This window comes from Kribbella sandramycini, from assembly GCF_013131805.1.
GTDB classification, from domain to species: Bacteria; Actinomycetota; Actinomycetes; order Propionibacteriales; family Kribbellaceae; genus Kribbella; species Kribbella sandramycini.
In genome coordinates this window covers 94,682-106,194 of sequence record NZ_JABJRC010000005.1, presented here as the reverse complement: position 1 = coordinate 106,194, position 11,513 = coordinate 94,682, and the positions used below count along the sequence as shown (strand labels likewise).

Annotated in this window: 10 protein-coding genes; 7 read left to right on the top strand and 3 right to left on the bottom strand. The window is 69.5% G+C overall.

The window, feature by feature from the left end:
• Nucleotides 1-29 precede the first annotated feature (29 nt).
• From HPO96_RS21170 to HPO96_RS21155, 4 genes are read left to right on the top strand one after another with little or no spacing between them, the layout of a single operon-like run.
• Nucleotides 30-689: a HEAT repeat domain-containing protein gene (locus HPO96_RS21170; protein ID WP_171675259.1), complete on the top strand. Its 660-nt coding sequence runs from the start codon at nt 30-32 to the stop codon at nt 687-689.
• Nucleotides 676-1,665: a HEAT repeat domain-containing protein gene (locus HPO96_RS21165; protein ID WP_171675258.1), complete on the top strand. Its 990-nt coding sequence runs from the start codon at nt 676-678 to the stop codon at nt 1,663-1,665. Before HPO96_RS21170 ends, HPO96_RS21165 begins: the two co-directional genes overlap by 14 nt.
• Before the next feature lie 10 nt (nt 1,666-1,675).
• On the top strand, nt 1,676-2,428 hold the full coding sequence (locus HPO96_RS21160) for a hypothetical protein (RefSeq protein ID WP_171675257.1): 753 nt from the start codon (nt 1,676-1,678) through the stop codon (nt 2,426-2,428).
• 22 nt (nt 2,429-2,450) lie between these two features.
• On the top strand, nt 2,451-4,151 hold the full coding sequence (locus HPO96_RS21155; protein ID WP_171675256.1) for a right-handed parallel beta-helix repeat-containing protein: 1,701 nt from the start codon (nt 2,451-2,453) through the stop codon (nt 4,149-4,151).
• Between the two features lie 46 nt (nt 4,152-4,197).
• Here the strand turns inward: HPO96_RS21155 and HPO96_RS21150 are convergent, their stop codons facing one another.
• Nucleotides 4,198-5,115, bottom strand: a complete 918-nt coding sequence (locus HPO96_RS21150; RefSeq protein ID WP_171675255.1) for an NADP-dependent oxidoreductase — start codon at nt 5,113-5,115, stop codon at nt 4,198-4,200.
• A 28-nt stretch (nt 5,116-5,143) separates the two neighbouring features.
• Between HPO96_RS21150 and HPO96_RS21145 the strand changes: the two genes are divergently transcribed.
• On the top strand, nt 5,144-5,647 hold the full coding sequence (locus HPO96_RS21145; RefSeq protein ID WP_171675254.1) for a MarR family winged helix-turn-helix transcriptional regulator: 504 nt from the start codon (nt 5,144-5,146) through the stop codon (nt 5,645-5,647).
• Here the strand turns inward: HPO96_RS21145 and HPO96_RS21140 are convergent.
• A complete protein-coding gene (locus tag HPO96_RS21140; RefSeq protein ID WP_171675253.1) occupies nt 5,644-7,002 on the bottom strand; it encodes a hypothetical protein in 1,359 nt (452 codons plus the stop codon). The two genes, HPO96_RS21145 and HPO96_RS21140, sit on opposite strands and share 4 nt — an antisense overlap.
• Nucleotides 7,003-7,168: 166 nt before the next feature.
• On the opposite strand from HPO96_RS21140, the gene HPO96_RS21135 reads away from it, so the two are divergent.
• Entirely contained in the window at nt 7,169-8,416 is a 1,248-nt protein-coding gene (locus HPO96_RS21135; protein ID WP_171675252.1) for an MFS transporter, read from the top strand.
• Here the strand turns inward: HPO96_RS21135 and HPO96_RS21130 are convergent.
• Complete coding sequence (locus HPO96_RS21130; RefSeq protein WP_171675251.1) at nt 8,408-9,640, bottom strand: beta-ketoacyl synthase N-terminal-like domain-containing protein; 1,233 nt, start codon at nt 9,638-9,640, stop codon at nt 8,408-8,410. The genes HPO96_RS21135 and HPO96_RS21130 overlap by 9 nt on opposite strands.
• A 103-nt stretch (nt 9,641-9,743) precedes the next feature.
• On the opposite strand from HPO96_RS21130, the gene HPO96_RS21125 reads away from it, so the two are divergent.
• Nucleotides 9,744-11,507, top strand: a complete 1,764-nt coding sequence (locus tag HPO96_RS21125) for a non-ribosomal peptide synthetase (RefSeq protein ID WP_171675250.1) — start codon at nt 9,744-9,746, stop codon at nt 11,505-11,507.
• Nucleotides 11,508-11,513 lie beyond the last annotated feature (6 nt).

The window sequence follows — 11,513 nt, the reverse complement described above, 5'->3', positions numbered from 1 at the left end:
GTCTTCACTTGGAGCAGGAGGTGGTTCCCATGACCGCGACCCCGCGGCAGACCCTGGACCCCCGCCTGCTCGAAGCGCTGACCTCCAGTGACTCGTCCAGGCGGCTGAAGACCGTGCTCACGCTCGGCTCGGAGCCGGACCCGGCGCTGATCGACGCGCTGATCGAGCGCTGCGCCGTCGAGCCGGACTTCTTCGTCCGGGACATGCTGACCTGGGCGCTGGTGCGGTTGCCGGCCGACCGCACCGTGCCCAGGCTGCTGGCGGAGCTGCGGTCCGAGCGGCCGCAGGCCCGGAGTCAGGCCCTGCACACCCTGTCGAAGATCGGTGATCCGTCGGTGTGGCCGTCGATCACCACCGACCTGCTGCATGACGCGGACGACGAGGTCGCGCGCACCGCGTGGCGGACCGCCGTCGTCCTCGTCCCGGCTGGTCAGGAGGCGGCGCTGGCCGCGGAGCTTGTGCGTGAGCTCGGCCGGGGTGGGCGCGACGTCCAGCTCAGCCTGTCGCGGGCGCTGATCGAGCTGGGCGAAGTCATCCTGCCCGTGCTCGCACCGGCGCTGGCTTCGCGGGCGGACGCCGTCCGTCTGCATGCCCGGGCGACCGAGCAGCTGCTCGCGGACCCGGAGTCCACCTTCGCGGTGGAAGAGGCGAAGCGGGTGTACGCGATGGGGCCCGATGCTGATCGGTGAAGTGGCGCGCCGCTCGGGGGTGAGTGCCCGGATGCTCCGGCACTACGACACCCTCGGGCTGGTGCGCCCCACCGGCCGATCGGACGGCGGCTACCGCGAGTACTCCGCCGACGACATCCGCCGGATCTTCCACGTCGAGAGCCTGCGCTCGCTGGGCCTGTCCCTGCGCCAGATCGCGCGCGCCCTCGAAGAAGAGTCCTTCGAACCGGCTGCCCTGGTCACCGATCTGATCCGCCGGACCCAGGAGCGCATCACCCAACAACAAGAGCTCCTGGACCGCCTCCAAGCCGTCGACGCCTCCGCGCCCGCCGACTGGCAGTCCGTCCTCCGCATCGTCGCCCTGCTGCACGGCCTGAACTCCCCGAACCCCGCCCACCGGCAACAAGCCGCCCTCACCCCCACCGACGACGTCGACCCCAACCTCCTGGCCGCCGCCGTCCTCGCCGAACCCGACCCCAACGTCGCCGGCGCCCTCCGCTGGGCCCTCGCCCGCACCCCCGACGAAGCCCTCCCCGCCCTCGCCCAAGCCATGACCACGCCCAACCCCGAAACCCGCCGCCGAGCCATCGTCGCCCTGATCGAGCTCAACGCCCCCACCCCCATCCTCACCGCCGCCCTCGACGACCCCGACCCCGAAGTCCGCAAACACACCGCCCTGGCCCTGGGCGCCCGCCAAAACCCCAAAGCCATCCCCGCCCTCATCGCCCTCATCCTCGAAGGCGCCAACGACGTAGAAGCCGCCGACCACCTGGCCCACCTAGCCCAAACCCACGCCCCCCAAATCCTCACCACCCTCACCCCCCACCTGACCCCCGCCACCCCCACCCCCGCCCGCCTACGCCTAACCCAAGCCCTCATCGACCTCCCCCCACCCCTAGCCACCCCCCTCCTCCACCACCTATCCACCGACCCCGACCAAGCCATCTCCCTAACCGCCACCGCCTACCTCAATCGAATGCCCGAGGCGCGCGGCTAGGCTCCGGGGGATGGGGCTTCTCAGGTTCTATCCGGCTGACTACCGGGAGGCGCACGGGCAGGAGATCCTGGCCGTGCATCGGGAGCTGACAGCTGAGCTGAACCGCCTCGACAGACTGCGGGCGGATGCCGACCTGATCGGTCATGCGATTCGACTACGAGTGGGCTTGGATGCGGCCGCCCCAGCTGGCCGGGTGTTCGCCACGGCCGCCCCGCTCGCGACCGGGGTCGCGACGGCGTACGCCGCCATCCAGCTCATGCGCTGGTACGCCGCCGTCGTCATCTCGCCCGGCTCGACCTGGAGCCAACTGGCGACGACCGACCTTCGCCAGGGAGTGCAACTCGCAGCCCTGGCCCTCATTTGCGCAGCCGGCATCCGCGCCCTGACCCGCGGCCCGACCACCCTCGTCACCATCGGCCTGCTCGCCTACGCCGCCGAGTGGCCCGCGGCCCCCGGTCTGTACGACGCCCCGATCGTACCGATCGCCGCCGTCCTGACCGCCCTGGTCCTCAAAGCCGCCCCACCCGAAACCCGCGAGCGGCGTCTCGCCACGCTCTCCGGCGCGATGGCCGCCGTCGCCTGGTTCCCCGCCGCCCTCGTCCTGACCCGCAACTTCATCGCGAGCACCGACTACGGCCTCTGGCCACTCGCAACCCTCACCCTCACCGCAATCACCCTCACCATCACCCGACGCTCCCTCCACCCCGAGCTCACCGCCGTCGCGATCGCCTCCCCGCTCTTCCTCACCTACGCGATTCACTGAAAATCCAATAGGATGCAGGATCGTGTCAGTCATCGACGTCACGGACTTCGGATCCGACCGCACCGCCGCCGTCGAGGCGGCCCTCGCCCACGCGCGCACCCTCGACGGCCCGAAACGCCTGGTCCTCCCACCCGGAACCCATGACTTCTACCCCGACCACGCGACCCCGCACGAGCTGTATCTCTCCAACACCGCCGGCGCCGATCCCGCCGTTCGCCACAAGCGCTTCGCGTTCTTCGTCGACGGCATCGACGACCTGACCATCGACGGCCAAGGCGCCCACCTCCAGCTGCACGGTCAGCTCGGCCTCTTCGCCGTCCTACGCTCGAGCCGCGTCACCCTGACGAACTTCGCGTTCGACCACACCGCCCCACGCGTCGTCGACCTGGCCGTCGTCGAGACCGGCCCCGGCTACCGCATCCTGCAGGTCCCCGCCGACACCCCGTACGACGTCGACAACGGGCTCACCTTCCGCAGCGACCGCAGCCCGTACGACGGTACGCCGTACTGGCAGTTCACCGCCGATCAGCTCAACTACCAGCAAGTCTTCGACCCCGAAGCCGGTCTGACCACCCGACGCCATCCGCCCCTCTTCGCGGACGCCGTCTCGATCGATGACCTGGGCAACCAACGCCTCCGGGTCAACTACCCGACCGACGCCGTCCCCAGCGGCCTCGGCCTCGTCTACGCCCTCCGCGAGACCACCCGCGACACCGCCGCCGGGTTCATCTGGGAGTCGACCGACGTCACCGTCGCCGGCCTGACCGCGCGCTACCTGCACGGTTTCGGCATCCTCGGCCAGTTCAGCACCGATATCGTTGTCTTTGGCAATGAATTCGCCGCCGACCGCTCCACCGGCCGGGTCACCGGCGCCTTCGCGGACTTCGTCCAGATGTCCGGGGTCAAAGGCAAGATCTCGATCGTCGGCAACACCTTCGACGGCGCCCACGACGACGCGATCAACATCCACGGCACCTATCTCCCCGTCACCGCGGTCGACGGCCGCACCCTGCACCTGCGCTACGCCCACGACGAGACGGCCGGCTTCCCCCAGTTCTACGTCGGCGACGAGCTCGAAATCATCAACCGCGCCTCCCTCCAGCCCGTCGGCGCCGGCATCGTCACCGCCGTCGCCGGCCCGACCGGCCGCGACTCGAACTCCCTGACCACCATGAGCATCGAGCTCGCCACCGACGTACCGGCCGAGGTCGCCGAGCAGCCCGCCGACTACGCCGTCGAGAACACCACCTACACCCCCGAGGTCCGGATCGCCGGCAACACCTTCCGCAACCTCGCCACCCGCGCCGTCCTGCTCACCACTCGCGGCGTCTCCGTCATCGAGGACAACATCTTCGACGGCATCGACATGGAGTCCATCCAGGTCGCCGTCGACGCCTCCGGCTGGTACGAATCCGGCCCGGTCCGCGACCTGGTCATCCGCCGCAACACCTTCCGCCGCCCCACGCCCCGCGCCGTGGTCATCCGCATCCACCCCGAGAACACCGTCGTCGACCCCGCCACCCCCGTCCACCACAACATCCGCATCGAAGCCAACACCTTCGAACTGGCCGCCGAAGCCCTCGTCGTGGATGCCAAGAGCACCAAATCGCTTGCCATCACCAACAACCTGATCACCCGCCCCGGCGTCCCCGAAGCCCCGCTCTACACCTACACCGCCACCACCGACATCGCCGAACACAACAACACCTACCAAGCCCGCTGACGGCCGGCTGAGCAACTCGCCGGCCGTCGAACAGATGCGGGCTGGGTCAGGAGGTAAGTGCGGGCAAGGTGAGAACCACCTTCTGGCGGACGCCGCCCGTCTCCAGATCGGCGTGCGCCTTGGCGATGTCGGCCATCGGGTAGGTGACCGAGTCCCGCAGGCGAAGTTTGCCGGCGGCAACCAGCTCCAGGACGGTGCCGACGCCGTCCGGGGAGCTGTCGGGGCCGGGCGTGCTCATCAGGACGCCGTACTGCTGCGCGCCACGACCGTCGGCGAGTGTCACAACGCGCTGCGGGCCTCCGGCCAGCTCGACGGCTTCGGCCAGACCGCCGTGCCCGGCCGCGTCGACGACAGCGTCGACGGCTGGGGTGACGGCGCGGACGTTCGCGAGCAGGTCGGCGCCGTACCGGACCGGGACGGCGCCCAGGTCGCGGAGAAGCTGATCGTCGGCGGCGCCGTTCGCGCTGATCACCTTCGCGCCGGCCGCGATGGCGAGTTGGGTGAGGATGACGCCGACCGCTCCGCCGCCACCGAGGACCAGCAGGGTCTCACCGGAAACGACGTTGAGCTGACGCAGGACGCGGACGGCGGCCTCGGCCGAAGCCGGGAGGGCAGCGGCGTCGACCCAGCTGACGGCGTCCGGTTTGGGCGACCAGAGCGCGGTGACGACGTACTCGCCGTACCCGCCGAGGTTCGGCAGCCAGGCAGCGACGCCCTGACCGATCTCGACGCCGGTGACGTCGGGGCCGACGGCGTCCACGACACCGGAAACTTCGTAGCCGATCACCGCGGGCAGGCCCAGGAAGGGCAGTTCGCCGCGACGGATCTTCAGGTCGGTCGGGTTCAGGCCGGCGGCGTACACCTGGATCCGGATCTGACCCGGCCCGGGCGTGGGCTGCTCGACCTCGGACCAGACCAGCACCTCCGGCGCGCCGTACTGGGACAACACAGTTGCAGACGACATCAGGACTCCTTGGGTAGGATTACATGATATGTCACGTAACGAGGTGATGGGCGAATCCATTCCCGTCTGGCTGACCGCCGACCAGCAGCGCGCCTGGCTGGCCTATATGCGCGTCCAGCTCCGGCTGAACTACGAGATCAACCGCCAGCTACAGACCGACAGCGGCCTCTCGCTGACCGACTACGACGTCCTGACCGCGCTCTCGACGGCGGACGACAGTCGCAAGAGCGTCACCGCCCTGGCGAACCAGATCGGCTGGGAGCGCAGCCGCGTCTCGCATCACATCCGCCGGATGGAGCGCCGTGAGCTGCTCACCCACGGCCCATCCGCCCAGGACCGCCGGGTCACCGAGGTCACGCTCACGGAGGCGGGCTGGGCGACGTTGCGAGCGGCCGCGGTCGGCCATGTCGACCATGTCCGCAGTCTGTTCTTCGACGGTCTCCCGGCCGAGCTGCTCGCCCCGCTCACCGAGGCGCTCGAGAACATCTACGAGCACGTCCTGACCCACGGCACGCTGCCGCGCCCGGACTAATACCTGCGGTACGAGCGCGCGACGGCCGCGCGGATTCGGGCCGGCCGGTCCGTGACGAAGTGATCGATCAGCGCGAGCAGCGGCCCGGACGACGCCATCGTCCAGTCGGACTGCTCGTCGAAGCCGCCGTTCAGCAGCGACAGCCCGATCGTCTCCAGGTTGTCGACGCCGATGTCGACGTACGAGAGCGTGGTGTCGCGCAGCGTCCGCAGCCGGAAGGTGACCTGTACGCGAGGCCGGCCCCGGACGGCGGCGGTCACGTCGACCGGGCCCATCATCCCGTCGCCCTGCGTCCAGACCGGCCAGTTCTGCTCGGCGATGTCGATCTCCCAGACGATCTCGTCGTCGATCAACAGCTCCAGGCGATGAATCCCCGGCTCGACGCCGTGCGCGTGGAACCAGCGGTGGTACCAGAATGAGATCTCGTACCGCGGCGACGTCGGATCGACCGCGACCACCTGACTCGCCGTAGCGGTGGCGCCGGCCCGGATCGGCCCGCGCGGCGCGATCAGCGCGAGCCGGCCGACGCCGTACATCGCCTTGTTGTCGGACGCCGGCGTCGGCGCGTCGTCCAGCTGGGTGCCGTAGGCGACGACCCCGTCGATCCGCCCGTCGGCGGCGTACTTCGCGGCGATCTCGAGCGCGGCGGCGACGTACTCCTCGGTCGGGGCGAGTGGCGCGTCCAGGTACCGGCCGGTGTAGATCAGCGGGATCAACTCGAGATCGCGCGGCCGGGTGAGCTCGAGAATCGCGTCCAGACAGTCGCCGAGCGACTCGGCGACCGACGTGTTCTCGTGGTCGCCGTCCAGGAACGGGTAGATGATGCCGTCGACGTACTCGCCGTACTTGTCCAGGAACTCCGCGCTGGTCGCCGCCGCGTGGAACGCGCAGGTGTAGAACCGGAAGTCCGGATTCACCGCCTGCGCCGCGCTGACGAAACTCTGCAGGTACTCCGGCGTGAACAGCTGCGCGTTGAACTCGAACTCGAACTCGTCGATCGCCCAGCCCACCAGGTTCTTGTGCCGCGTCGACAACTCCGCCAGCTCGGTCGCCCAGGTCACGAAGTTCAGCAGGAACGGCCGCGACGCCCGCCCGGTCGCATTCGTCTCGGTCGGCGGCACCAGATACGGAATCACGTCGATCCCCGCCGCCGCGGCCGCCGGCAGGAACTCCCGCCGCAGATCGTCGAAATCGGTCGGCGAGTCCCAGATCCCGAACAGATACGTATCCGCCGCCAGATCCCGCAACCGCCGCACCAGCGCCGGCGTATCGATATGCCGAAACCCGTCCGCCCGCGGCTCCCGCTCCCGCACCGCCGCCCCGACCGTGTTCCCCCCAACCAGCAGCGCCTTCATCCGCCCACTCTAAATCGCCACCCGCCCCCCGGCAACAGCTATCTCGCCCTCCCGGAAAATATCTTCGCAATCCCGAAGGTATAGGAGTCCCGTCCGGCCGGCAGGGGTGGCGTTGTGTACATCCGTTGCTCACTCGGTGTTTGCGGGGGTGGGGGAGCCTGTGCCGATGGCTACCAGGTGGGTTCCGGATCTGAGTCGGAGTTTGTGGCGGGTCGGCGGGTTCCGGGATCTGTGGTTGTCGCAGACGGTCACGTTGGTGGGGACCAATGTGACGTTGCTGGCGTTGCCGCTGGTCGGGTTGTTCTTCCTGGATGCGTCGGCGTTCGAGGTCGGTCTGTTGTGGGCGATCGAGTACGTGCCGATCATGCTGGTCGGGCTGCCGGTCGGGGTCTGGGTCGAGCGGTTGCCGTTGCGGATGGTGATGATCGTCGCGGACGTCGGGCGCGCGGCCGCGCTGCTGATCGTCCCGGTCGCCTTGTGGCTGGACTTCCTGAGTATGCCGCTGCTGTACGTCGTCACATTCGTGATCGGCCTCGGCACGTTGTTCTTCGACGTCGCGCAACTCTCGATCCTGCCCGCGATCGTCGAAGAGGATCGCCTCGTCGACGCCAACGGCAAACTCGAGCTGTCCCGCTCGGTGGCCCAGATCGGCGGCCCCGGCCTGGGTGGTGGCCTGATCCAGTGGCTGACCGCGCCGCTGGCGATCCTCGCCGACATGGTCACCTATCTGGCGTCGGCGTACTTCGTGATGCGGCTGCCCAAGGCGCCGCGGCCGGAGCCGGCGACGGAGAAGTTCAGCCTGCGCAGCGAGATCGTCGACGGGATGCGGTTCGTCTTCGGCCATTCGCTGATCCGTCCGCTGCTGTTGTGCGCGACGCTGGCCGAGTTGGCGTTCGCCGCCGTCCTCGCGCTGCAGGTTGTCTTCGCGGCCGACGAACTGCACCTGACCCCGGCGGTGATCGGTATCGCCCTTGCCGTCGGCAACGGCGGCGGCGTGGTCGGCGCACTGCTCGCCGAGCCGTTCGCGCGCAAACTCGGCACCGGTACGGCGTTCATGGTCGCGATCGTGCTCTTCACCGGCGGCTCGATCATCCTGCCGCTGTCACAGGGAGCGGTCACGTTCGCGGCCGGGATGTTCGTCGTCTACCTGGGCGCCTACATCTTCAACGTCCTCCAGGTCAGCCTCTGTCAGGCGGTCACCCCGACGAACCTGCTCGGCCGGATGAACTCGGTGTTCCGGTTCGCGACCTGGGGCGTGATCCCGATCGGCGCCGCCGGCGGCGGCCTGCTGGTCGACTCGATCGGGTTGCGGAACGTGTTCTGGATCGCGGCCGCGCTGAACGTGCTGTCGTTCCTGCCGCCGCTGTTCTCCGCGATCCCGAAGATGCGTAACTACATCGAAGAGTCAGCCTGAGTGTTGCGCGACGATCACGTGCGCGTTCGTCCCGCCGATCCCGATCGCGTTCACGCCGGCCACTCGCGGCCCAGGCCACAGCTGGGTCTTGGCATTCACCACGAACGGCGACGACGCGAAGTCGATCTCCGGGTTCGGCTCGGTGAAGTGCAGGCTGGCCGGTAGGACGCCGTTCTCGACACAGAGCACGGTCTTGATCAGCGCGCTGACCCCGGCCGCCGCGTCGGTATGACCGATATTCGACTTCACCGAGCCGATCCGGCAGAACCCGACCGCATCCGTGGTCTCCCGGAACGCCTTGGTCAGCGCGGCGACCTCGATCGGGTCGCCGATCGGCGTCGCCGTCCCATGCGTCTCCACGTAGCCGATCTCGTCAGCCGTCACGTCGGCCACCAGGTGCGCGGCCCGGATCGCCTCGGCCTGGCCGAGCACGCTCGGCGCGGTGAACCCGATCTTGGCCCGGCCGTCGTTGTTCACCGCCGTACCGCGGAGGACCGCGTGAATGTGGTCGCCGTCCGCGATCGCATCGGCGAGCGGGCGCAGGACGACGATCCCGACCGCACTCGCCCCGACCGTCCCGTCCCCGGCCGCGTCGAACGGCCGGCAGCGCCCGGACGGCGAGAAGATCCCCTCCGGGTCGTACCGCACCCGCGGCGCCCCGACGACCACGCTCGCACCACCCGCGAGCGCGAGATCGCAGTCCCCGGCGAGCAGCGCCTGGACGGCGAGATGGACGGCGACCAGCGATGACGAGCAGGCCGTGAGCACAGTCAGCGCAGGCCCGGAAAGCCCTAGTTTGTATGCAATCCGGCTGCTCAGATAGTCCAGATCGGTCCCTAGCCGAACCTGGCTCTCGGCCACCCCTTGCGCACGCAACCGCGCCGCATGATCGGACGTCGACCCGCCGACGAACACCCCGGTCACCGGCCGCTCACCGCCGTACCCAGCGCGCTCCAACGCATCGGACGCCGTCTCCAGCAGCAGCCGCTGCTGCGGATCGATGATCGCCGCCTCGGCCGCGGAGTACCCGAAGCGCTCCGCATCGAACGCATCGGCCCCAGCCAGGACGCCGTACGCCGGCAGCAGCTCCGGATCGTGGTGGTCGAGCCGCGTGATCCCCTCACGCTCCTCGACCAGCTGCTGCCAGAACTCGGCCACGTTCGCCGCGCCCGGGAACCGGCCGCTCATCCCGATCACCGCAATCTCGCCGCTGTCGTCGGTCATCGCGCGAACCTAGCCACGGGGAGCGGACGGCGAGTGAACACCAGCTGGCCGGTGCCCGAATCCCTTGACAGGCTTGACGATCCGCACCCTACCGTGTCAAGTCATGGACAACGCCGCACTCCTGCCGGGTCGACCACCAGCCGCCGCGCGCACGCTCCTCGACATCCTCGACGCGACGGTCGCCGCCCATCCGGACGCGCCCGCGATCGACGACGGCGACACTGTCCTGACGTACGCCGAATTCGCGCGCCACGTCGCCGAGATCGCCACCCGGCTGCGGTCGGACGGCGTCGGCCCGGGGGATCGGATCGGGATTCGGATGAAGTCCGGCCGGGCCGAGCTTTACCTGACGATCCTCGGCATCCTCGCGGCCGGCGCGGCGTACGTACCGGTCGACGTCGACGACCCCGACGAGCGTGCCGCCGCGGTCTGGGCGGACGCCGAGGTCTGTGGGGTGTTCGATCCCGAGTTCGTCTTACGCGCGCAAACCCAGGGAGCCGGCCGCCCCGGGCCGGACGACGACGCCTGGATCATCTTCACCTCCGGCACGACCGGTCGACCCAAAGGCGTCGCAGTCACCCACGTATCAGCGGCTGCTTTCGCCGACGCCGAGGCGCGGCTGTTCACCGCGCTCGGGCCGGGAGACCGTGTGCTGGCAGGCTTCTCGGTCGCCTTCGACGCCTCCTGTGAAGAGATGTGGCTCGCCTGGCGCAGCGGCGCCTGCCTGATGCCCGCGCCGCGCGAGCTGGTCCGATCCGGTGCAGACCTGTGTCCATGGCTGGTCGAGCGCGGGATCACCGTCATTTCGACCGTGCCGACGCTCGCGGGCCTCTGGCCGGGTGATGCGCTGCCCGGCGTCCGGTTGCTGATTTTCGGTGGCGAAGCCTGTCCGCCCGAGCTGGCCAAGCGGTTCATCACTGCTGATCGTGAGGTCTGGAACACCTATGGGCCGACCGAGACGACGGTCGTCGCGTGCGCCTGGCGGATGGTGGCCGACGAGACGGTCCGGATCGGTACGCCGCTCGACGGCTGGCAGCTCTCGGTCGTCGACGACGCCGGCCGCCCGGTCGAGTGGGGTGCGACCGGGGAGCTGGTGATCGGCGGCGTCGGCGTCGCGCGGTACCTCGATCCGGAACTGGAGGCCGGTCGGTTCCAGAATGCTCCGCGGGCCTATCGCAGCGGCGATCTTGTGCGTGCCGAGCGGGCCGGTCTGATCTTCGTCGGCCGCAACGACGAGCAGGTGAAGATCCGCGGTCACCGGATCGAGCCCGCTGCGATCAGCGCCGTACTGACCACCCACCCGCAGGTCGCCCAGGCCCATGTCGGGGTCGCCGACGGCCGGTTGATCGCGTACGTCGTCCTGCGGAAAACCCTGGAAATGCCGGAACTGCGGCAGTTCCTCGGCCGAAGCATGCCGAGGGCAATGGTTCCGGAGGAGTTCGTCGTCCTCGACGCGCTCCCGGTGACGACGAGCGGGAAGATCGACGTCCGGGCGCTGCCGGTTCCGGAACCGGCAGCGGTGGCAGTGATCGCTCCGGACGCCTCGACGGCGGAGATCGTGACTGCGGTCTGGTCCGAGGTGCTCGGCGTCCCGGAGCTCGGGCCGGACGACAGCTTCTTCGACCTCGGCGGGCACTCGTTGTCGGCCGCCCAGGCGCGTGACCGGCTGAGCGCCGTCCTCGGCCGGCCGATCGCGACCCTCGAACTGTTCACCTACCCGACCGTCCGCGAACTCGCCGCGCGGCTGCGGGATCCCGATCCGGCCAGCACACTGGAAACCTCCCGCCGGTCCGCCGGTGGTACCGCAAGGACGCGGTTGAGCAGGCGTCGCGACCGGTTGGCGAAACCCACCGATCCGCCGTCCTGAAGGTAT

What these genes read in the sequence shown, in the direction of transcription:
- HPO96_RS21150 (WP_171675255.1), bottom strand. Translation starts at nt 5,115, where the DNA reads ATGTCGTCTGCAACTGTGTTGTCCCAGTACGGCGCGCCGGAGGTGCTG.
- HPO96_RS21145 (WP_171675254.1), top strand. Translation starts at nt 5,144, where the DNA reads ATGTCACGTAACGAGGTGATGGGCGAATCCATTCCCGTCTGGCTGACC.
- HPO96_RS21140 (WP_171675253.1), bottom strand. Translation starts at nt 7,002, where the DNA reads ATGAAGGCGCTGCTGGTTGGGGGGAACACGGTCGGGGCGGCGGTGCGG.
- HPO96_RS21165 (WP_171675258.1), top strand. Translation starts at nt 676, where the DNA reads ATGCTGATCGGTGAAGTGGCGCGCCGCTCGGGGGTGAGTGCCCGGATG.
- HPO96_RS21160 (WP_171675257.1), top strand. Translation starts at nt 1,676, where the DNA reads ATGGGGCTTCTCAGGTTCTATCCGGCTGACTACCGGGAGGCGCACGGG.
- HPO96_RS21125 (WP_171675250.1), top strand. Translation starts at nt 9,744, where the DNA reads ATGGACAACGCCGCACTCCTGCCGGGTCGACCACCAGCCGCCGCGCGC.
- HPO96_RS21130 (WP_171675251.1), bottom strand. Translation starts at nt 9,640, where the DNA reads ATGACCGACGACAGCGGCGAGATTGCGGTGATCGGGATGAGCGGCCGG.
- HPO96_RS21170 (WP_171675259.1), top strand. Translation starts at nt 30, where the DNA reads ATGACCGCGACCCCGCGGCAGACCCTGGACCCCCGCCTGCTCGAAGCG.
- HPO96_RS21135 (WP_171675252.1), top strand. Translation starts at nt 7,169, where the DNA reads ATGGCTACCAGGTGGGTTCCGGATCTGAGTCGGAGTTTGTGGCGGGTC.